Origin of the sequence: Gilliamella sp. wkB112, from assembly GCF_001690685.1 — a bacterium.
Classification (GTDB): Bacteria; Pseudomonadota; Gammaproteobacteria; order Enterobacterales; family Orbaceae; genus Gilliamella; species Gilliamella apicola_J.
The window spans coordinates 48,562-70,980 of sequence record NZ_LZGL01000003.1 but is presented as its reverse complement, the minus strand read 5'-3'; the positions used below and the strand labels follow the sequence as shown (position 1 = coordinate 70,980).

At 35.9% G+C, this 22,419-nt stretch carries 21 protein-coding genes and 1 pseudogene; 8 read left to right on the top strand and 14 right to left on the bottom strand.

The window, feature by feature from the left end:
* Window positions 1-42: 42 nt before the first annotated feature.
* Genes A9G12_RS00470 through carA form a run of 3 tightly spaced genes read right to left on the bottom strand, consistent with a single transcriptional unit; the run spans window position 43 to window position 5,307 of the window.
* A complete protein-coding gene (locus tag A9G12_RS00470; protein ID WP_065563929.1) occupies window positions 43-888 on the bottom strand; it encodes a fumarylacetoacetate hydrolase family protein in 846 nt (281 codons plus the stop codon).
* A gap of 40 nt (window positions 889-928) precedes the next feature.
* Window positions 929-4,144, bottom strand: coding sequence for a carbamoyl-phosphate synthase large subunit (carB, locus tag A9G12_RS00465; protein ID WP_065563928.1), 3,216 nt, complete (start codon window positions 4,142-4,144; stop codon window positions 929-931).
* Window positions 4,145-4,146: 2 nt separating this feature from the next.
* On the bottom strand, window positions 4,147-5,307 hold the full coding sequence (gene carA / locus A9G12_RS00460; RefSeq protein ID WP_065563927.1) for a glutamine-hydrolyzing carbamoyl-phosphate synthase small subunit: 1,161 nt from the start codon (window positions 5,305-5,307) through the stop codon (window positions 4,147-4,149).
* Window positions 5,308-5,575: 268 nt separating this feature from the next.
* Between carA and argF the strand changes: the two genes are divergently transcribed.
* Together argF and A9G12_RS00450 are read left to right on the top strand one after the other, a co-directional pair.
* Window positions 5,576-6,586, top strand: coding sequence for an ornithine carbamoyltransferase (gene argF, locus A9G12_RS00455; RefSeq protein WP_065563926.1), 1,011 nt, complete (start codon window positions 5,576-5,578; stop codon window positions 6,584-6,586).
* Between the two features lie 104 nt (window positions 6,587-6,690).
* Window positions 6,691-7,194: a phosphatidylglycerophosphatase A gene (locus A9G12_RS00450; protein ID WP_065563925.1), complete on the top strand. Its 504-nt coding sequence runs from the start codon at window positions 6,691-6,693 to the stop codon at window positions 7,192-7,194.
* 59 nt (window positions 7,195-7,253) lie between these two features.
* On the opposite strand, the gene nadK is transcribed toward A9G12_RS00450, so the two are convergent.
* Window positions 7,254-8,132 (bottom strand): NAD(+) kinase, encoded by an 879-nt coding sequence (gene nadK, locus A9G12_RS00445; RefSeq protein ID WP_065563924.1) that lies wholly within the window; start codon window positions 8,130-8,132, stop codon window positions 7,254-7,256.
* Between the two features lie 153 nt (window positions 8,133-8,285).
* Here nadK and grpE point away from each other — a divergent pair, with 153 nt between their 5' ends.
* Window positions 8,286-8,870 carry a nucleotide exchange factor GrpE gene (grpE, locus tag A9G12_RS00440; protein WP_065563923.1) on the top strand — a complete coding sequence of 195 codons (585 nt, stop codon included), beginning with the start codon at window positions 8,286-8,288 and terminating at the stop codon, window positions 8,868-8,870.
* Between the two features lie 41 nt (window positions 8,871-8,911).
* On the opposite strand, the gene def is transcribed toward grpE, so the two are convergent.
* On the bottom strand, window positions 8,912-9,424 hold the full coding sequence (gene def, locus A9G12_RS00435; protein WP_065563922.1) for a peptide deformylase: 513 nt from the start codon (window positions 9,422-9,424) through the stop codon (window positions 8,912-8,914).
* Between the two features lie 192 nt (window positions 9,425-9,616).
* Here def and dprA point away from each other — a divergent pair, with 192 nt between their 5' ends.
* The gene (gene dprA / locus A9G12_RS00430; protein ID WP_176701730.1) at window positions 9,617-10,684 is read left to right on the top strand and encodes a DNA-processing protein DprA; all 1,068 of its coding nucleotides are present in this window, start codon (window positions 9,617-9,619) and stop codon (window positions 10,682-10,684) included.
* 84 nt (window positions 10,685-10,768) lie between these two features.
* On the opposite strand, the gene rraA is transcribed toward dprA, so the two are convergent.
* The 5 genes from rraA to A9G12_RS00405 all read right to left on the bottom strand — a co-directional run bounded on the left by rraA (window position 10,769) and on the right by A9G12_RS00405 (window position 15,665).
* Window positions 10,769-11,260 (bottom strand): ribonuclease E activity regulator RraA, encoded by a 492-nt coding sequence (gene rraA, locus A9G12_RS00425; protein ID WP_065564032.1) that lies wholly within the window; start codon window positions 11,258-11,260, stop codon window positions 10,769-10,771.
* Between the two features lie 89 nt (window positions 11,261-11,349).
* The gene (locus A9G12_RS00420; protein WP_065563921.1) at window positions 11,350-12,246 is read right to left on the bottom strand and encodes a 1,4-dihydroxy-2-naphthoate polyprenyltransferase; all 897 of its coding nucleotides are present in this window, start codon (window positions 12,244-12,246) and stop codon (window positions 11,350-11,352) included.
* Window positions 12,247-12,378: 132 nt separating this feature from the next.
* Entirely contained in the window at window positions 12,379-13,557 is a 1,179-nt protein-coding gene (locus A9G12_RS00415; protein ID WP_065563920.1) for an ABC transporter permease, read from the bottom strand.
* A 15-nt stretch (window positions 13,558-13,572) separates the two neighbouring features.
* Window positions 13,573-14,712, bottom strand: a complete 1,140-nt coding sequence (locus A9G12_RS00410) for an ABC transporter permease (protein WP_065563919.1) — start codon at window positions 14,710-14,712, stop codon at window positions 13,573-13,575.
* The gene (locus A9G12_RS00405; RefSeq protein WP_065563918.1) at window positions 14,694-15,665 is read right to left on the bottom strand and encodes an HlyD family secretion protein; all 972 of its coding nucleotides are present in this window, start codon (window positions 15,663-15,665) and stop codon (window positions 14,694-14,696) included. Before A9G12_RS00405 ends, A9G12_RS00410 begins: the two co-directional genes overlap by 19 nt.
* 351 nt (window positions 15,666-16,016) lie before the next feature.
* On the opposite strand from A9G12_RS00405, the pseudogene A9G12_RS00400 reads away from it, so the two are divergent.
* Both A9G12_RS00400 and A9G12_RS00395 read left to right on the top strand, forming a co-directional pair.
* A pseudogene (locus tag A9G12_RS00400) lies at window positions 16,017-17,289 on the top strand (NAD(P)/FAD-dependent oxidoreductase); the annotation flags it as partial.
* A gap of 122 nt (window positions 17,290-17,411) precedes the next feature.
* Window positions 17,412-18,008, top strand: a complete 597-nt coding sequence (locus A9G12_RS00395; RefSeq protein WP_065563916.1) for a YiiX family permuted papain-like enzyme — start codon at window positions 17,412-17,414, stop codon at window positions 18,006-18,008.
* 2 nt (window positions 18,009-18,010) lie between these two features.
* On the opposite strand, the gene rnhB is transcribed toward A9G12_RS00395, so the two are convergent.
* Genes rnhB through fabZ form a run of 4 tightly spaced genes read right to left on the bottom strand, consistent with a single transcriptional unit; the run spans window position 18,011 to window position 21,018 of the window.
* A complete protein-coding gene (rnhB, locus tag A9G12_RS00390; protein ID WP_065564031.1) occupies window positions 18,011-18,601 on the bottom strand; it encodes a ribonuclease HII in 591 nt (196 codons plus the stop codon).
* On the bottom strand, window positions 18,595-19,749 hold the full coding sequence (gene lpxB / locus A9G12_RS00385) for a lipid-A-disaccharide synthase (RefSeq protein ID WP_065563915.1): 1,155 nt from the start codon (window positions 19,747-19,749) through the stop codon (window positions 18,595-18,597). Before lpxB ends, rnhB begins: the two co-directional genes overlap by 7 nt.
* Window positions 19,749-20,528, bottom strand: coding sequence for an acyl-ACP--UDP-N-acetylglucosamine O-acyltransferase (lpxA, locus tag A9G12_RS00380; protein WP_065563914.1), 780 nt, complete (start codon window positions 20,526-20,528; stop codon window positions 19,749-19,751). The genes lpxB and lpxA overlap by 1 nt, the downstream gene beginning before the upstream one ends.
* Before the next feature lie 43 nt (window positions 20,529-20,571).
* Complete coding sequence (gene fabZ, locus A9G12_RS00375) at window positions 20,572-21,018, bottom strand: 3-hydroxyacyl-ACP dehydratase FabZ (protein WP_065555628.1); 447 nt, start codon at window positions 21,016-21,018, stop codon at window positions 20,572-20,574.
* Window positions 21,019-21,248: 230 nt separating this feature from the next.
* Here fabZ and fkpA point away from each other — a divergent pair, with 230 nt between their 5' ends.
* Entirely contained in the window at window positions 21,249-22,046 is a 798-nt protein-coding gene (fkpA, locus tag A9G12_RS00370) for an FKBP-type peptidyl-prolyl cis-trans isomerase (protein WP_065563913.1), read from the top strand.
* Window positions 22,006-22,416, top strand: a complete 411-nt coding sequence (gene tusD, locus A9G12_RS00365) for a sulfurtransferase complex subunit TusD (protein WP_065563912.1) — start codon at window positions 22,006-22,008, stop codon at window positions 22,414-22,416. Before fkpA ends, tusD begins: the two co-directional genes overlap by 41 nt.
* The last annotated feature ends 3 nt before the right edge of the window (window positions 22,417-22,419 follow it).

Sequence of the window (22,419 nt, the reverse complement as noted above, 5' to 3'; positions counted from 1 at the left end):
AATAACATGGTCATTCGATTAGTTGATGACCATATTATAGAGTTATTCACTAACTACTAACTGCTCTTGAATCCCTAGCTTTTCAATGCCTAAACGCACCTTTTGTCCTGCTTTTAAAAATACCGGTTCGGGCTTAATGCCAAGGCCAACACCAGATGGTGTCCCGGTTGAAATAATGTCACCAGGTTGTAAGCTCATAAATTGACTGACGTAGCTGATGATATGTTTAACACTGAAAATCATATTATTGGTATTACTATGTTGATAACGTTTACCGTCAACTTCTAACCATAATTCGAGCTGTTGTGGATCACAAATTTCATCTGTAGTCACTAGCCAAGGACCAATGGGCCCAAAACTATCACAACCTTTACCTTTATCCCAAGTTCCGCCACGATTTTTTTGATAATCACGTTCAGAAACATCATTAACCACGCAATAGCCTGCAACATAAGATAACACATTTTGCTCTTGAATATATTTACCTTCTTTTCCTATAACGATACCTAGTTCTACTTCCCAATCGGTATGAGTCGAACCTCGAGGTAATACAATATTATCATTAGGGCCACTAATAGCACTGGTCCATTTATTGAAAATAACCGGTTCTTTAGGAATTGACGCACCGGTTTCTTTAGCATGATCGATATAGTTCAAACCAATACAAATAAATTTACCCACTTTACCCACACAAGGAGCAATACGCTGAGGATGTTTAATTATTGGCAGAGTATCAATATCCAGTTGGCTAATTTTTGTTAACACATTATCGGCTAATGTTTGCGCATCAATGTCGACAATTACCGCGCTTAGATCGCGCAGTTGATCTTTATCATCTAAAATGGCTGGTTTTTCATCACCTTTCAAACCATAACGCAGTAATCGCATAATTCTCCCCATCAAATCATCTAATCAAGTTAGCAATAATTTAGTGATAAAGTTCCTGTAATGGTATAACGGTTTGTGCAGGATCATAATCTAAAGCCGCAGTAGTCGCATAAGCAGCATTCATGGTTGTATCATAGTGCACTTTGTATTGAATGGCACTTCGACGTAAAATTTTGGACGCTTCAATGGCTGTACGACCTGACGTAGTATTAAGAATATAGCTATATTCACCATTTTTAATATGATCATGAATATTCGGCCTACCTTCGTTTTCTTTTTTCACAATTTGGCAATTTATTCCAGTTTGTTGTAAGACTTTCGCGGTACCAGCTGTGGCGTCAAGGGTAAAACCATGGGCAACTAATCTTTTAGCTACTTCTAATAAGCGTGTTTTGTCCTGATCACGAACTGATAATAATGCTTTCCCTGATTTCTTCATGTTGGATAAGCTAGCTAATTGCGCTTTAGCAAAAGCTTCAGCAAAAGTCTTGCCAATTCCCATAACTTCACCAGTTGAACGCATTTCAGGCCCTAAAATTGGATCGACACCGCTAAATTTATTAAATGGCAGTACAACTTCTTTTACTGAATAATAAGGTGGAATAACCTCTTTAGTTACCTGTTGTTTAGCGAGTGATTGCCCTGTCATTACCCGTGCAGCAATCTTAGCTAATGGTAAACCGGTAGCTTTGGAAACAAAAGGAACGGTACGAGCGGCACGAGGATTAATTTCAATCAAGTAAATATCATTGCCTTTAACCGCAAATTGACCATTCATTAACCCTTTAACATTTAGTTCAAGTGCCAATTGTTTTGCTTGTTCACGTAGCCTAGTTAAAATATCAGGACTTAACGTGTGTGTGGGGAGTGAGCAAGCTGAATCGCCAGAATGGATCCCCGCTTGTTCTATATGTTCCATAATTCCGCCAATCACAATATGTTCACCATCAGCGATCACGTCAATATCGATTTCAATAGCATCATCTAAAAAGTGATCGAGTAATACTGGTGCATTATTCGATTCACTCACCGCCGTTTTAAAATAGCGCTTTAAGTCTTGCTCGTTATAGACAATTTCCATTGCTCGTCCACCTAAAACATAAGAAGGTCTAACGACTAATGGATAGCCTATTTTTTCGGCCTTAATAACAGCTTCATCAATATCGGTTACTGTAGCATTGACTGGCTGTTTTAATTGTAGTTTATCGACAATCGCTTGAAAACGTTTACGATCTTCGGCTTTATCAATGGCATCTGGAGATGTGCCAATAATTGGTAAACCTGCACTTTCTAAGGATCGAGCTAATTTAAGCGGAGTTTGTCCACCATATTGCACAATCACACCATCAGGTTTTTCGACATGGGCAATCTCTAGTACATCTTCAAGCGTCACCGGTTCAAAATATAGTCGGTCAGAGGTATCATAATCAGTGGAAACGGTCTCTGGATTACAGTTAACCATAATGGTTTCAAAACCATCTTCACGGAGTGCTAATGCAGCATGTACGCAACAATAGTCAAATTCAATGCCTTGTCCTATTCGGTTTGGCCCACCACCTAGAATCATGATTTTTGGTTGTTTAAACTGTGGCTGTGCTTCGCACTCTTCTTCGTAAGTCGAATATAAGTAAGCTGTATCGGTTGCAAATTCTGCGGCACAAGTATCAACCCGTTTATAAACCGGATGAATATTATATTGAGAGCGTAAATTACGTACTGATTGTTCATCGGTATTAAGTAATTTAGCAATGCGTTGATCGGAAAAACCTTTGCGTTTAATCTGCCATAATGTTTCTTTATTCAAACTAGTAATTGATTGCTGTTTGAGTTCATTTTCGATATTAACTAACTCTTCAATTTGGACTAAAAACCAACGATCAATATTGGTTAATAAAAATATCTCATCTAAAGCTAAACCTGCTCTAAAAGCATCGGCAATATACCAAATACGCTCTGCGCCGGCGTCCTGTAATTCATAACGGATCTTGGTGATATTCTTTTCATTAGTATAATTATCAATTTTGGGATCCAATCCACAGGCACCGACTTCAAGTCCACGTAGTGCTTTTTGTAGCGATTCTTGAAAAGTTCGACCAATCGCCATGACTTCACCAACTGATTTCATTTGTGTGGTTAAGCGATCATTACAACCAGCAAATTTTTCAAAATTAAAGCGCGGAATTTTAGTGACTACATAATCAATAGATGGTTCAAATGAGGCCGGAGTTTTGCCCCCAGTAATATCATTGCTAAGCTCATCAAGCGTATACCCCACTGCTAACTTAGCCGCTATTTTGGCAATAGGGAATCCTGTTGCTTTAGAGGCCAAAGCCGACGAACGTGATACCCGAGGATTCATCTCAATAACAATTAATCGTCCTGTTTTAGGATCAACCGAGAATTGTACGTTGGATCCTCCGGTTTCTACGCCAATTTCACGTAATACTGCAATAGATGCATTACGCATGATTTGGTATTCTTTATCGGTTAGGGTTTGGGCTGGAGCAACAGTAATTGAGTCACCAGTATGAATTCCCATTGGATCGAAGTTTTCAATTGAGCACACAATAATACAGTTATCGTTTTTATCCCTCACTACTTCCATTTCGTACTCTTTCCAACCAATCAATGATTCATCAATTAATAATTCATTAGTTGGTGAAAGATCGAGTCCTCGGGTACAAATTTCATCAAATTCTTCGGTATTATAAGCAATGCCGCCACCAGTTCCCCCCATTGTGAATGATGGTCGAATAATACAAGGGAAGCCGACTAATTCAAGTACGGAATAGGCTTCTTTTAGTGAATGAGCAATACCAGAACGCGCGGTTTCAAGACCGATTTTTTTCATAGCCTGGTCAAAACGTTTACGATCTTCGGCTTTATCTATGGCATCTGCGGTAGCGCCAATCATTTCAACATTAAACTCTTTTAAAATTCCTTTGTTTTCTAGTTCTAAGGCACAATTTAATGCAGTTTGCCCGCCCATAGTGGGTAAGATAGCATCAGGGCGTTCTTTTTCAATAATTCTACGTACTGTTGACCAATGAATGGGTTCAATATAAGTTGCATCAGCCATTTCCGGATCGGTCATGATAGTAGCCGGATTTGAATTAACTAAAATCACGCGATAGCCTTCTTCGCGTAATGCTTTACATGCCTGAGCACCTGAATAATCAAATTCACATGCTTGACCAATAACAATCGGGCCGGCACCAATAATTAAAATGCTGTTGATATCTGTTCGCTTAGCCATGGTTATTGCTCCTGCTTGTAAATTTTAATTAATTCAATAAAGTGATCAAAAAGTGGGGCAGCATCGTGTGGACCAGGACTGGCTTCTGGGTGACCTTGAAAGCTAAAAGCAGGCTTTTCATTATGATGAATACCTTGTAGTGAACCGTCAAACAGGGATTTATGTGTGGCTCGCAAATGAGTAGGTAAACTACTTTCATCCACGGCAAAACCATGATTTTGGGCAGTGATCATCACGCGATTGTTCTCAAGATCTTTAACCGGATGATTACCACCATGATGACCGAATTTCATTTTTACCGTTTTGGCACCGCACGCGAGCGCCAATAACTGATGGCCCAAACAGATTCCAAATACCGGAACATTTGTGGTTAAAAACTGTTTAATAGCATCAATGGCATAAGTACAAGGTGCCGGATCGCCCGGACCATTTGATAAAAAAATGCCATCTGGATTTAATGCTAGTACTTCTTCAGCACTGGTTTTTGCAGGCACTACGGTTAATCTACAACCACGGGCAACTAACATCCGCAAAATATTACGTTTTACCCCAAAATCATAAGCCACCACATGGTAAGGTAATTCACTCTCTGCTTTAGGTTTTGGTAGTTCATGTTGCCTTGTCCATAAACCTTGAGTCCAACTATAACTTTGCTTACACGTTACTTGTTTAGCTAAATCCAGCCCTTTTAGACCTTTAAAATTGTTAGCTTGCTGTTTGCCAGACTCGGCTTGTGCCAATAAAGCTTCTTTATCGCTCGCGGTAATAATGACACCATGTTGTGCCCCTTTTTCACGCAAAATACGCGTTAAGCGGCGGGTATCAATATCAGCAATAGCTACCACTTTATGTTGTTTTAAATAACTAGATAGATCTAACTCATTGCGGTAATTACTCGCTAATAGTGGCAAATCTCGAATAATAAGTCCCTTAACATAAACTTGAGTCGATTCGGCATCAGCATCATTAGTACCTACATTACCAATATGCGGATAGGTTAATGTAACCATTTGCTCGGCATAAGACGGATCTGTCACAATTTCTTGATAGCCAGTCATCGAGGTATTAAATACTACTTCGCCAACAGTTTGACCATCAGCACCAATTGATTTGCCAATAAATTGTGAACCATCTTGTAACATAAGGAGGGCATAAGTGTGCATAATCTACAATACCTTTGAATAACAAATCATTAAATATGAATAAAAATTCATTTAGACTTGTAGTTGAAGATGTAATATCTAGGCATTTTATTACACTTTTTTAAACAAAAAAAGCACTATTATAAAAATTAATTGAATAAATAAGTCTAAATTTTGAGATTTTTTAAAGGTGAACACTAAAGATTGTCCATTTAATTACGTTTAACTTGAATTTGCATAATTATTCAAATAAAATTATAAAAATATTTATAGTTCCTAGGAGCAAGTTATGTACGGTTTTTATCAGCGTCACTTTTTACGCTTACTCGATTTTACCCCTGCCGAAATTAATCAATTAATCGATCTGGCAATCAAACTAAAACAAGCCAAACAACAAGGTACGGAACAGAAATATCTTACGGGCAAAAACATCGCCTTAATTTTTGAAAAGGATTCTACGCGCACGCGTTGTGCTTTTGAAGTTGGTGCTTTTGATCAAGGTGCTTGTGTTACTTATTTAGGACCAAGTGGTAGTCAAATTGGCCATAAAGAATCGATTGCCGATACCGCACGGGTATTGGGACGAATGTATGACGGTATTGAGTACCGCGGTTATGGGCAAAATATTGTGGAAACATTGGCAAAATATGCTGGTGTGCCAGTTTGGAATGGCTTAACTACTGAAGCTCACCCAACACAAATTTTAGCTGATTTTATGACTATGAAAGAACATATTGACGATCGGGAACTTAAATCTGTTAAGTTTGCTTATTTAGGTGATGCACGTAATAACATGGGCAATTCATTGATGGAAGGTGCCGCCTTAATGGGCATGGATATTCGGTTAGTCGCTCCAAAAGCGTGCCAACCCGAAGCCGATCTTGTACAAAAGTGTCAAGCAATAGCCAAAACCACCGGAGCAAAAATTACCCTAACCGAGAATGTAACGACTGGCGTTAAAGATGTGGATTTTTTATATACCGATGTTTGGGTGTCAATGGGTGAACCTAAACAAGTATGGGATGAACGTGTTAAGTTATTAACGCCTTATCAAGTTAATCAGAATGTTATTAAACTAACTAATAATCCAAATGTTAAATTTATGCATTGTTTACCGGCTTTTCATGATATGAATACCACCGTTGGTAAACAAATGGCCACACAATATGGTTTAGCTAATGGGCTGGAAGTGACCGACGACGTTTTCGAATCTCAGCACAGTATTGTATTTGATGAAGCGGAAAATAGACTGCATACTATCAAAGCAGTAATGGTTGCAACCTTAAGTAAAGACGCATAATATACCTGCCAATTAGGAAATACAGTTAATAAGTATTTTCTTCATACTTATGCCGATCTAATATCGGCATAACAATATCATTTTAGTGACTAAAATAGGCCATAATGACAAAACAAGATCGCAATAAAGATTTTAAACAATACCTTAAACTAAGCAATCCCATTCATTTTTTAGCAGTTGGTTTGGGTAGCGGTATGTCACCAATAATGCCTGGCACGATGGGATCATTAATGGCCGTTCCACTTTGGTTACTATTTAATGGTTTGCAACTAGCTTTGTATTGGGTACTTATTACTGTCGCTTTTGTATTTGGTTGCTTTTTATGCCAAAAAACTTCTGATGATACCCATACTCATGATTCCGGACATATTGTTTGGGACGAGTTTGTAGGTATGTGGATCACATTATTTTTTATCCCACAAATTTCTGCTATTTGGATTGCTATTGCTTTTATTGCTTTTAGAATTTTTGATATGACCAAACCGTGGCCAATTCGTTGGTTAGATAAAAGAGTACCCGGCGGTTTTGGCATTATGATCGATGATGTTATCGCAGCCATTTTTTCATCGGCTACGGTTTGGATTTTAGCCAAAATAATTACTTTCTAGTTTTAGCTGTAATGCTTTAATTGACTACTGTTACTATTTAGTTTTAGTCAGTAGCATGCTTAAAACATCTTTTGTGACCATCCTAATTTACTTGAAAGATTATTAAAGTAATCATAATCTTTGGAATGAATTAAGTTAAATTCATACGCTGAGCGGCGAATAATCACATCTTGGTTTGGTTTAACCGGCAAAATAATTTGGCTGTCACAAGCGATATTTAAATCTAATGCTGTGGTTGGGAATTTAAGATGGATTGGATTATCACTCTTAATAACCAGAGGTCTAACCGATAATGAATGCGGGAACATTGGTGTAATAATTAAAGCATCTAAATGTGGAGCCAAAATTGGTCCTCCGGCTGACAATGAATAGGCGGTAGAACCTGTAGGTGTAGCAATAATTAAACCGTCAGCGCGCTGTGAAAAAGCATTGCGTTCATTAATATATACATCATAATCAATCATATGAGCAACAGTATTTGGTGTGACCACAATCTCATTAACGGCAAAACCAGAGTTGATTAATGCACCATTATCATAAATGGATACTTCAAGTAAAAACCGGGGATCATCATCATAATCACCAGCAATAACTGGGCTTAACTGTTCAATGGCCTGTTCGTGTAAAATATCAGTTAAAAAACCTAAATTACCGCGATTTACGCCAATTATCTTGATCTTATAATGTGACAAATAACGAGCTGACCGCAACATATTTCCATCACCGCCAACCACGATGGCCAGATCAGCTTGTTTGCCGATAGTATCTAATGAAGCATACTCACTAACCGGAAATGAAATAAATTCAGCCAATCTGTCTTCGACTAACACGCGAATTTTTTGTTTAACAAGCCAATCATAAAGCACTTGATGGGTTTCAATTGCTTCTAATTTACGTGGAACTCCAATTAAGCCAATACATTTAAATGGTTTATCCATAAAATATCCCTGTAATATTGCCGATTAACTTATGTATTTTTTCACCAAAGATTAAAAAAACACTTATCAATATACCGATAAACTTGTAATAATAAAAATTGTCCCCATAATAACTCTAATTCATTAAGTTTTCGACTACATTTGGAGTACCTTATGACAGAGCAAGATAAGAATTTGTCAGAAAATGAAAATAACAATCAAACTGTGACGGAAGAGCCTACCGAAAAAGAGGCACCAGCAGAACCTAGTATTGATGAGCAATTAAAAGCTAAAGACGCTCGCATTGCTGAGCTTGAACAAGAATTACAACTAGCTAAGAAAAATGAAAGTGAAGCCATGATCCGTGCGCGCGCAGAAATTGATAATGTCCGCAAACGTGTGGAGCAAGATGTTGATAAAGCACGTAAATATGCATTAGAAAAATTTTCCAATGAATTATTACCAGTGATTGATAATTTAGAACGTGCATTAGAATCAACCGATAAAAATAATCCAGAGCATCAAGCTACGGTTGAAGGCTTAGAGCTTACGTTAAAATCATTTTTAGATACAGTGAAAAAGTTTGGCATTGAAGTGGTTAGTACAGATGACTCACAATTAAATCCGGATGTACACCAAGCAATTAGTATGGTTGAGTCACCTGATCATCAATCAGGGCAAATAGTTAATACCATTCAAAAAGGTTATACCTTAAATGGTCGATTGATTCGCCCAGCAATGGTAATTGTTGCCAAATAACTACTTTTATAAGTCTACCGCCACAACTGTGGCGGTTAATTTTATTTATTTTTCTGCTCTTCCCGAGTCATTTTTTTCATTTTTTGTTCGATGCGTTGACGTTTTAGCGGTGAGAGGTAGTCAACAAATAACTTACCTTTTAAATGATCCATTTCATGTTGAATACAAATAGCCAGTAACTCATCGGCATCTATTTCATAAGCTTCACCATGGCGATCAAGGGCTTTGATTTTAATTTTTTCAGATCTCGGAACAAATCCACGGCAATCTGGTATTGATAAACAACCTTCTTCAATACCGGTTTCACCTTCTTGACTAATGACTTCGGGATTAATAATCACATAGAGTTGATTTTTATCTTCTGATACATCAATCACAATAATTTGCTCATGCACATCCACTTGCGTAGCTGCCAGCCCAATACCATTTTCAGCGTACATAGTCTCAATCATATTATCAATGATTGTTTGTAGTTCAGGGGTAAAATGGGTAACTGGCTTTGCAATTTTGCGAAGTCGTTTATCAGGAAAACGTAATATCGGTAAAATAGCCATAAATTCTTCGATCTACTCCTCAAAAATAAGGTTAATTAAATTCTGTAAACATTGTAAACATTTATCTTGTTAATGAATAGCTTTTGTTAGCTATTGGTCAAATATATCTTACCAATTTAAGGGTTAGCAGTTGTTTAAAATAAATGTACAAAGACTATGATGAGTAAATATGAATTTTTTCTACGAATTTCAATGCTAGGAATTGGAAAAATTACGTTCTTTAAAAGAATTAGTCAACTTTTTAAAAAAGGATTACCAGAACAATTATCTGATGTGCCGTTTATATTAACCAGTATAGGATTATCTAATAGTCAACAATCACGCTTCTTTGAAGTTTCTTATTTACACTTCGAACCCATGCTTGATTGGTTAAATGCTGCTGACCAGCAAAATAGCATAATTGCTTATTGTGATGTGGATTATCCACTTTTACTAAAGCAAATTAGTTCTCCACCTTCATTGTTATTTGTTACAGGTAATCAACAATTATTACATTCACCACAAATTGCTATGGTGGGGAGCCGTGAATTTAGCGAATATGGCGCCCAATGGGGGCGCTATTTTGCTGGCGAATTGGCAATAAATGGTTTAACAATAACTAGTGGGCTAGCGCTAGGGCTCGATGCAATTTGCCATAGAGGAGCTCTTGAAGTTTCAGGAAACACAATCGCAGTTCTAGGTAGTGGTAATGCTAATATTACCCCAAAAGCAAATCTAAGATTAGCTAATGATATTCTTGCTCAAAATGGCGTTATTGTGTCAGAGTTTTCACCATTTGAAGCGGCCAGACCAGAATATTTTCCGCGGCGTAATCGAATTATTAGTGGTTTGAGCTTAGGTACATTTGTTGTTGAGGCATCGGAAAAAAGTGGTTCACTGATCACCGCTCGTTATGCACTTGAACAAAACCGCGATGTGTTTGCCTTGCCTGGTAATATTGATAATGAAAATTGTAATGGGACTCACTCGTTAATTAAACAAGGCGCTTATTTAGTAACTAAACCAACCGACATTTTAGAACACTACTGCGGTTATTTATCCACCGTAAATATGCAACAACATGAAAGTAGCAAGCAGACAAATAGCATTTTATATCCAGAAATCTTTGCAGTTATTCATCATCAGCCAATTGCAATTGATCTTATTGCTGAACAGCTAAATTTAACGATTCCGGAGGTAACAAGTAAATTATTAGATATGGAATTGGAAGGATTAATCAAAACTTCAACCGGAGGTTATATTCGTAACCGTACTCTATAAATATTTTTGTTAAGATGTTTCAGGAGAAGCATATGTTTTAGTATAAAACCCGCCGATAATTACCATCGGCGGTGAGTAATATTTTTATTTTTCTTCAATTTCAAGTGCTATTTCGGACAAAATAATACCAGTATTGTCCGCATACACAAAATCACCAGAAAAGAAGGTTACACCACCAAAATTCACTCGAATATCAACTTCGCCTACTCCTTGGTCATCAGCGCCAACCGGAATTGCGGCTAATGCTTGCACACCTAGTTCAGCTTCAGCAAGGTAATCAACTTGACGGACGGCACCATAAACAATAATACCTTCCCATTGGTTTTGAACAGCAATATCAATCAGTTCAGCATCAATTAATGCGCGGCGGACTGAACCACCACCATCAATAACTAAGACTTTTCCAGACCCGTCCGATTGTAATACTTCGTATAGTAAACCGTTATCTTCAAAGCACTTAACAGTTACAACTTGGCCTGAAAATGATGCTACTCCACCAAAATTACTAAATATCGGTTCAACTACGTTAACATCTTCTGGGTAATAATCGCAAAGAATTGAAGTATCAAACTCCATCATCAAGTCTCCTTTTGCCGTCATATTTAATTTAATCTAGTATACCGCTAACCATGAGTAACTCGATATAAAATTTAAATAAACGTGAGCTAGCTCAAAATAATACCCAAACAATAAAGTAAATTAGTCAATAAAGCAAGCTTGACCATCTGTAATAATAGCTGTGGAGCGTCTTTAAATGAATTAAATGTGAAAACAGCATAAATATGTTTAACCAATAGTGGCAATGTTAATATAAACAAGCCACTGCAAAGGGTATGTAAATAAAAGTATGCAAATAAGCCAAGTAACAACCATGCTAGTAATAATAAAAATAGCTGATAATAACGGCCAACAGTATTACCCATTAATACCACTAATGTGCGTTTATGGTTGCGACGGTCACTATCGATATCACGTAAATTATTGATATTAAGTACCGCCACCGATAATAATCCACTACCTATGGCAGGCAATAAAATAAAGGTTGGTAATGATTTGGTTTGCAAATAATAACTACCCATTACACCAACTAAGCCAAAAAAAATCAGTACTGATAAATCACCTAATCCAATATAACCATATGGTTTTTTTCCCACTGTATAAGTTATAGCGGCAATAATTGATAATAATCCTAATAATAAAAAACTAAATAATTCATAGATATTTTGACACGCTAATATTAATAACCCCAGTCCGGCTAAAATGCATAAAATAGTATTAAGCCATAATGCAAATTTTAATTGTTTGAGAGTTATTAAACCTAATTGAATTCCTCGAGTGTGTCCGGTGAGATTTGTTTTATCACTTCCTTTGATGGCATCGCCATAGTCATTGGCTAAATTAGAAAGTATTTGTAATAAAGATGCTGTAATCAGCGCTAAAACCATGACTAACCAATGGAATTGTTGTTCCCAAAAAGCGAGAGCGTTACCTACAAAAATAGCAGATAAGGACAGAGGTAAGGTTTTTAATCGTAAACTGAGCATCCATGGGTAAAATTTCATCTAAATCTAACATGTTATTTCTGTTGATAAAAATTACTAATCATCATAACAGGAATAAAAAAATGATTCACGTTCTGTAATAAAAATCATTTTTTTACTCAACCGTTAAGTTGTTACCCGTGTTTATTATTACTAATGTTTAGTATTGATCTGTTTTATTTTCATTTGATTGAATTTCTTAATTTTTCGGAAAAATCTTCTTACCCGACCTTCCCTCAAAGCACAAATAAAAATACCCATGCAACTATAAATCAATCCTAGCAACAGGATCATAAAGATATTTAATAAATTATCTGATAAACTTAACCCCATTTGGTTTACCCCAGCAATCATATTGGTTGCCCATGTTGATGGTAATAAATGTGATACAAATTGTACCCAAAGCGGCATCGCATCAAGAGGCCAAATAGTACCTGAAAGGTAGAAAACTGGTGTAGTTAAAAATGCCAGCGTCAAATAAATCATCTCTGTACGGCGCAAACACTCTGTAACTAATTTACTCAAGCCCATAACACCTATTAATAATGGAAATGTCATTACTAATATTTCCGGAATACTGGCTAATTGGCGATAACCGAGCACCCAAGGCCATAAACCAAATAATACAATTGATAAAAATAACCAGATTGGAATTAAACCACATAAACTACCAAAGACGACAATTTTAGGAGGTTTACCCTGAGGTAATGAGCTTAAGGTAATATTAGTTCGAGTAGCAGCAATTAAAAACGAGTGTTGCAATAGCATCACTAATAAGCCAGGAAAAGTAATCGCAGCAAAACTTATTCCGGCATTATAAAGAGGCTCGGTCTGACCGTTGATTGGCGATAAAATAATATTAATTTGTTTGTCAGAAAAACCACTATTACTCATTATCTTAGTATTGATATCAGTTAAAATCTGCTGATAAATTCCTCTTAGATCAAGCTGTATTAAACCATTGGCCAAACGACTTGATGCATCCCCATAAGCAGGGATAGTAATTTCTTCGCCATTTAACAATTTTTTTTCAAAATTTCTAGGAATAGTAATAACCGCAAAAAGTTTACGGGTATTAATATCATCGTAAGCTTCTAACGAGCTTTCATACATAGAAATTTCAATTTTGGTACTAGTATTTAATGATCGGATTAAACTATGACTTGCTGCTGAATGATCAAGATCAACAATAGCTACAGGTAAATTAGTGATAGTACCATTACTATAAACAAGGCTCATTAGTGAAACCGATAATAGTAATAATAACCACATTGGTCGTCCTAATAAGAAGAAAAATATTCTTACAAATGAAGACCAAAATATTTTAACCATCCGAATATTATCCTCTTACTGCGAATGTAAACGTCTAACGAGACGTTTTCTAACTAATACAGTGATAATTATTGGGTAAACCATTAGAATACCGCAGGTTTTTAGTACTGATAACCAACTAGAGTGACGTAAAAACAGATCAAACAGTTTATTGAGTGCATAGGTTAAAGGTTCCAGCGATGAAATAAGTCTAGCAATCCATGGCATGGAAAGTTCGGGTACCACAATACCGGAATAAGTTAATGCCAGTCCAACTAATACACCAATATAGGTGTAGGCATCAATTGACGTTTTAGTAAAGGTATACAGTAAAATACCAATACTTTGGGCCGCAATCACATAGAAAAATACTACAATTATCATAGCAAATGGCGAACCTGAAACTCTGGCTTTTGAAAAGAATACTAACATAGCAATTTCAAAAATGAGCAACATTGTAAACCAAATGGTGTAAGGTGCTAATTTACCTAATACAAATGGGTAGTTTGGACGAGTACGTTTAGGTAATTGCGCTAAAATATGGATAGTTATTGTAACCACAAATAACTGCAGCAAATGTACCACTGCGGAAAATTGCTGGAAATACATTGAATTACCACTAGCATTAAACAAACCATCATAATTAAAATTAACTTTAGCTAAAGGTGGTACTGCCAGCCCTATACTAGTTGCCATAGTGGTTCGGTATTGAGTATTCAACGTGGCAATTAGTCCTGAATAATCCATAATTGAATATAAACCAGCACTGTAATACAAAGCGTTATAATAGAGCATTGGTGTAGGTTGGCGGCCAGCTAATACATCGGCTTCAAAATCAGATGGGATATAAAGTATTGCGTAAATCTTAGCTTTCTCAAGATCACGTTTAGCTTGGGTAAGTTGATTATCATAATTGACAAGATCAGCATGTGCAGCGGCATTAAGATCACGGACAATTTCACGAGATAAAACACTTTTATCCAGATCGATATACCCCACAGGTAAATCAAATAGTACCCCACGATAAAAAATGCTGCTGATTAATATGAAAATAATAAGCGGTAAAATCCACATTAACCAATGGAAAGTGAACCGCCTAAATATGGTCGGAATTTCATCATTAAACGCATCTTTAAAACGATGGTAGAAATCCAACATTAATTGTCTAATTTCCATAATGAGCTCATACCTGAACGCAATCCGTCAACATGATTAATAGGATACAATCTAACTTCAAAAGTTTTTAAATCAAAATCACCAGTGGCTCGAGTAGCTCTTTTAGTAGCATAATCACCCATTGGAGCAATATAGCGAATTTCCGCTTCAACTTCTTTATGCCCTAGTGCTGGTACCTCTAGTTTGACTCGGTCACCTTTATGAATATGGGGCATAATATCTTCACGAAGATTATAGACAAAATAAGCTTGAGGTAGCCGAATTATGGTTAATAACGGGCTATTAGCATTAAATAATTCACCCTCTTCAGCAGGAATTGCTCCTACTTCCCCTTCTACTTGCGATTTAACTTGTAAATCGTCATATTGAATTTGCAACTGTTTAAGTTGTTCTTCGGCCTCTTGTAATTTTGCGGCATAAATTTCACGTTGCTCAACACGATCACCATTTTTAGCTTGATCTAAATTAGCTTGTGCTGATTGTACTTGTTGAAAGGCAGAATCACGGGTTTTTAAGGCATTATCTAATATCGATTGTGACACAAACCCTTTAGCAGCAATAGCTTTATTACGATCGTATTCTTTTTTAGCATTGTCATAAGTCGCTTTAGCTTGCTGAAGTAGTGCTTGGTAATAACGAATACTTTCTTCGCGGGTGCCATTATCAGAAAGTGCCACTTGTGCTTGTGCCTGATCGCGGGCCGCAGCAGCAGCTTTAACTTGAGCTAAAAGTTCAGGGCTATCAAGAGTAATTAAAATGTCATTTGGTTTGACATCATCACCACGATTTACATGAATAAGTTGTACTCGCCCTTTAGCTTTAGAAGCAACATTAACATTAGGCGCATCAACTTCACCTTGTAGTATAAGTTGGCTATTATGCGAACGAATTAAAATTGTCATTGAAATTAAAATAACAATTAACGCTATAATAATAAAAGTTTTTTTATTCATAAAATTCTATTATAGAGTGATATTAAATGGGTAAGATAAAGAGAGTTAAAATAATTGTATGTGGAACAGAAATAACACACTACCAATTATTATCGGTAGCATTATACGGAAAGAACGGTATCTATACAAGTTAAGTCAATTCTAATTCAAAAATTAACAGGAGATTTATATCTTAATTATCAAATTAATTTTAATTATCCAAAATAAACTAATAAAAACATTAAGTTAATTTCAATAAATGTAAGCTATATTTTTAATAGTTTTTATTTATAGATAAGATTAGTCAAAGAAAATAGATAAAAACCTACTTATTTAGTATGATATTCGTAATTAAATTGAAAAGGTAAAATTATGAAGAAAATAATTATTATTGGTGGTGGTGCTGGTGGCTTAGAGCTAGCAACAGACTTAGGTGATAAACTAGGTAAAAACAATCAAGCTGAAATAACACTCATTGATAAAAATAGTTATCATCTTTGGAAACCCTTGTTACATGAAGTTGCCACCGGATTACTTGATGAACAAGTCGATAATATTTATTATGCCTCTCAAGGACTACAACATTATTTTCAATTTACCCAAGGTACTTTTACAAATATAGATCGAGAAAACAAACAAATTATCGTTACTGATCATAAAGACCAAACTATATCTTTAGCTTACGATATTTTAGTTATTGCAATTGGAAGTACCTCCAATGATTTCGGTACCCCAGGTGTTAAAGAACATTGTATTTTTTTAGATGATCAAAATGCAGCAATTCATTTACGTGAAACACTAATTACAAAATTTACCAGTTTCTGTTCTATAATTGATGAACATGAAAGCATCGATGCAGATAAAATCCGTATTGCAATTGTTGGCGGTGGTGCAACTGGTGTTGAACTTGCATCTGAATTACCGCATATGATAGAAGCTTTTGGTGCTTGTGGACGTAATAAAATGTGTTCTGATCTTTTAGACGTCTCCGTGATTGAAGCTACCGATCGCATTTTGCCAGCATTACCTGCAAAAACAGCTTCGAGTATCACTCAAACTTTGCAAAAATGCGGTATCCATGTATTAACTAAAACTATGATAACTAAAGCCGAAAGTGATGGTTTCTACCCAAAAGAAGGTGATGTTATTAAGGCGGATATTATGATCTGGACGGCTGGTGTTAAAGCACCGGATTATTTAAAAGAAATCGCAGGGTTAGAGTCCAGTCGTTCCAATCAGCTAATGGTTAAACCTACATTACAAACCACGCGAGATGACAACATTTTTGTTATAGGTGATTGTGCTTACGCTATGCAAGATAGTGGTCGAGCCTCACCTCCAACAGCGCAAGCTGCTCATCAGATGGCAAAAATTTGTTATGAAAACATCATTAGAATATTAAATAATCAATCATTAAAATCTTTTAAATATATAGATAGTGGAACGATTATTTCTCTACATGATACAGCTCAAGGTGTAATTAAATTACTTGGTAAAAATGAAATGGGAGTTAAAGGATTTTTAGCTTTAATGATTCATCGAATATTGTATCGTATCCACCAAGCAAGTTTACTCGGCTTATTTAAAGCAATTCGTTTTGCTATTGCTAGTAAATTTATGTATAAAACCAAATCAACTTCTATATTTACTAACCGAGATTAACATCTTTAATTTAAAAAGACTATTGCCACTTATAATTAGTAATTTTATAAGTGGCTTTTTATCTATAAAATAACGTGAGTTAACTTTGTTTATAGGTAATCATGTATGCGTTTTATTTTTGCATTAATATTATTGGTGAGCTTCGTTAGTAACGCTAACTATAAACCACAAGACGGGGATATTATTTTTCAATCTTCACAATCAAGACAGAGTCAAGCTGTTGAACAAGCAACTAATTCTCCGTATAGTCATGTGGGTATTATTTTTATTGTAAATGGCCGGACCTATGTTTTTGAAGCTAGCAGTAAAGTGGTTTATACGCCATTGAATAACTGGATTGAACGAGGGAAACATAAAAATTATATAATTAAACGTTTAAAAGATCATAATTTATCTTCAAATGAGATTGATAAACTAAAGCAAGTTGCTAGTACTTTTGAAGGTAAGCCTTATGATAACTGGTTTGGCTGGGATGATAGTTACATTTATTGCTCAGAATTAGTTTGGAAGATTTATGACAGGGCACTGAAGTTAAAAATAGGTCAATTACAAACCATTAAAGAATTTAATCTTTCGTCATCTTTAGTGAAAAAGATATTGAAAGAACGTTATGGTAATAAAATTCCTTACCAAGAAACTGTGATTTCGCCAGTTGCTATGTTTAATTCCCCTTTACTGATAACGGTTACTAAGCAATGGTAATTTTAAAATAACGCCAAATTTTTTACTGGCGCAAAACCTTTACGATATAGATGGTTAATACCATGTTCTTTAATTGCTTCTAAATGGGCTTTGGTTGGGTAACCTTTATGCTGAGCCAGACCATATTGTGGGTATAACTTATCTAACTCAACCATTTCGCGATCACGTGTGACTTTAGCCAAAATTGAGGCAGCACTAATTTCTGCAACCAGTAAATCACCTTTTATAACAGCTTGAGTTTCAATATCAAAATTAGGGCAACGATTACCATCGACTAATACAAAATTGGGTTTAATAGGCAAGCCTGCCACAGCTCGTTGCATCGCCAACATGGTAGCATGTAAAATGTTCAATTCATTAATTTCATCGACTGAAGCTCTGGCTATAAACCAAGCTAAAGCATTTTGTTTGATAATATCAAATAATTGTTCGCGTCTTTTTTCGGTTAGTTTTTTGGAATCGGTAAGGCCAATAATCGGTTTATTAGGATCTAAAATAACGGCTGCAGTAACAACATCACCACAAAGCGGACCACGGCCCACTTCATCTACACCAGCAATAAGTGTAGCATCAGGGTAGGTAAATTCTAGCAACAAGTCGCAACTCCTAAAACATCGAGCACAGCTTGTGCCGCTTGTTCGTCAGCATTACAACGTATTTGCTTATGCAACGAAAGAAATGTTTGTTGCAATTGAGCATTATTACCTTCTAAAAAAGGAATAATATGATTGGTAATATTTTCGGGAGTGCAATCTTGTTGTAATAACTCAGGTACAATTTCTTTACCCGCTAAAATATTGGGTAAAGAGACGTAAGGTGTTTTTATTAATTTTTTTGCTAACCAAAAAGTAAATGCTTTCATTTTATAACCAACTACCATTGGGCATTTAGCTAACATACATTCTAATGCTACCGTACCCGAAGCCAAGATCGAAGCATTACTGGCGATCATGGCTTCGCGAGCATGGCCCATTAATAATTGCATATCAAGTTCTGGAGCTATTTCGGCTTTGATTTGCTCAAATTCTGCTCGTCGTTTAGCATTGGCTAAAGGCACTACAATATGTAAATCTGGATAACGCTGTTTTAATAATTTTGCGGCAAGTAAAAAAGGTTTTGATAATAATGTAACTTCGGCATGACGGCTACCAGTTAATAAGGCTAAGCACCGACCATTAATAGGTATTCCTAATTGTTGCCTCATAGCTGTTTGATCTGGTTGCAACGGCACATCATCTGCCATTTTGTGACCAATAAAACGACATGGTACATCAAATTTATCATAAAAGGCTTTTTCAAAAGGCAAAAAAGCTAAAATAAGATCGGTATTACGCTTAATTTTAAAAACACGTTTTTGCTTCCAAGCCCAAACTGATGGACTAACATAATGAATGGTTTTAATGCCAGCCTGTTTTAGTTTACCTTCTAATGAAAGGTTAAAATCTGGAGCATCTATGCCGATAAAAATATCAGGTTTGAGTGCAATTAAACGTTTAGTTATATCCCGTCGTATTGCTAAAATGCGGCGTAATCGTCCCAAAACTTCAACAATACCCATAACCGATAATTCTTCCATTTCATACCATGCTTGGCAACCTTGTGCTTGCATTTGTGGCCCGGCAATACCAATGAATTGAATATTTGGATAGCGATTTTTGAGAGAACGAATTAAACCTGCACCTAGAATATCGCCAGAGGTTTCTCCGGCGACTAAAGCAATAGTTAATGGTTTATTAGTCATTAACGAATAATGCCTCGAGTTGAACGAGAGAAAAAGTCAATGAACGACTGTACTTCAGGGTATTGTTTAGCAATAGCTTCTATTTCGAGTTTGGCATCATCTAATGCTAAGCCATTTCGATAAAGAATTTTATAAGTATTGCGGATCGCTTGTAAGGCTTCTTTACTAAAACCTCGGCGTTTTAGACCCTCATAATTAACACCATGAGGAGTTGCATGATTTCCTTGAGCAATTACATAAGGGGGAACATCTTGAGCTACACCAGAGCAACCACCAACCATAACGTGCGTGCCGATGACACAAAATTGATGAACGGCAGTCATACCACCAATAATAACAAAATCATCTAATTGAACATGCCCGCCCAGCGTTGCATTATTGGCTAAAATACAACGATTGCCAATTTGGCAATCATGGGCAATGTGTGCATTAATCATAAATAAATTATCATTACCAATGCGAGTTAATTCACCACCTTGTACAGTACCACGATGAATAGTTACACTTTCTCGGATCATATTACGATCGCCAATTTCGGTACGTGTAGGTTCACCACGGTATTTTAAATCCTGATTTACCTCACCAATTGAAGCAAATTGATAGATTTGATTATCTTTACCTATTTTAGTATGACCATTTATAACTATATGTGATTTTAAAAAGGTCCCGTCACCAATTTCAACATTTTCACCAATAAAGCAGAAAGGGCCAATTTTGACGTTATCACCAATTTTGGCACCTTTTTCAATCACTGAACTTGGATGTATATCCGTTGCCATAGAATTTCCTTAATACTGTTTTCGGGTTTGTTAAAAACAAATACTATTTACGAGCACACATCATTTCGGCTTCGCAAACCAATTTCCCATCAACAGTTGCAACACCATGGAATAATGCAATACCACGACGTTCTTTAATATATTCAACATCTAGTACAATCTGATCACCTGGTACCACCGGTCTTTTAAAACGAGCTTTATCTATAGAAGCAAAATAATATAGTTGCCCGGGTGTTAATTCTTCAATACTTTTAAATGCCAAGATTCCTGTTGCTTGAGCCATTGCTTCTAAAATTAATACACCTGGGAAAATTGGTTTATTAGGGAAGTGACCTTGAAAGAAAGGTTCATTAACAGTGACATTTTTGATTGCTTTTAACGTTTTACCTTTTTCATAACAAAGCACACGATCAACCATTAAAAATGGGAAACGATGAGGTAATAAACTAATGATTTCTTCAATATCAAGAGTATTAAGTTCGGTAGTCAAAATAGCTATCCTTTTACATTATTTAAAATAAACTTTTGCTATTATACTGAGGATGCCACTTTCACTCAAGAATGATTTAAATAACCCTAATTTATAGCAATTAAACTGTTAGTTATACGTTAAAGTTGATTTATTAAATAAATGATTTGTAAATACTATATTATCCTATGTTAAATCATATATAATAAATTGAATATTTAGCTAAAAAGTTTTTTACTTGGAGAAGTAACATGAAATCATTGATTAAAATGACATTAGTAAGCAGCGCCATAGTGTTAGCATTAGTGGGCTGTGATGACAAGAAAAATAGTCCAGCAGCATCAAATAAAGTAACTATCTCAACTGATGCGCAAAAAGAAGCTTATGCATTAGGTTCATCATTTGCCTCTTATATGAAATCAAACTTAGAACAAAATGAAATTAGCGCTGATTCTGAATATTTAATAAGTGGTTTTAACGAGACATTCCGTAATGATTCTCAACTGTCTAAAGATGAAGTTAAAACAGTACTAGAAGCATTTGGAAAACGTATTCAGGAAGAAAATAAAGCTCGTTTTGAAAAAGAAAAAGCAACTAACACTGAAGCTGGTGACAAATTCCGCACTGATTTTGCAAAACAAGCTGGTGTTAAGCAAACTAAATCCGGGTTACTTTATCAAATAATTCAAGAAGGTTCTGGACGTCATCCAGCCGCTGAAGATACAGTTATTGTTCACTATACTGGTACATTAATCGATGGACGCAAATTTGATAGTTCTTATGACCGCAATGAAACTGCAACGTTTCCACTTAATGGTGTAATTAAAGGGTGGACCGAAGGAATCCAATTAATTGGCGTGGGTGGTAAAATCAAATTAGTAGTACCACCAGATTTAGCTTATGGCGATCAAAGCCTTCCAGCACAAGATGACAAGGCAGGAATTCAACCAGCGTCAACATTAGTATTTGAAGTTGAGTTACTTGGTATTGATGGCGACAATAATAGTAATGAAAAAGAAGCAACTGAACCAAAAAAATCAACAAAATAATGTGATTATTCCATTAAATTACACAATTGTGGTTATGGGTCCGGCTTATGGGACCCAATCTGCTTATTGTGCTTATCAATTCACGCAAACACTTCTAACCCAAACTACACATACGATTAAAAACATTTTTTTTTATGCGGATGGCGTTTATAACGGAAACAGCTATACTGATCCGGCTAATGATGAATTTGATTTAATTTCTGCATGGCAACAACTAGCTGAAACGTATTGTTTTCCATTAAATATTTGTGTAGCTGCCGCTCAGCGACGTGGCATTACTGAACAAAATCTTGCTAATCATTTTACATTAACCGGACTTAGTGAACTAAGTGAAGCAGTGGCTATTTGTGATCGAGTTATTCAATTTTAAAAT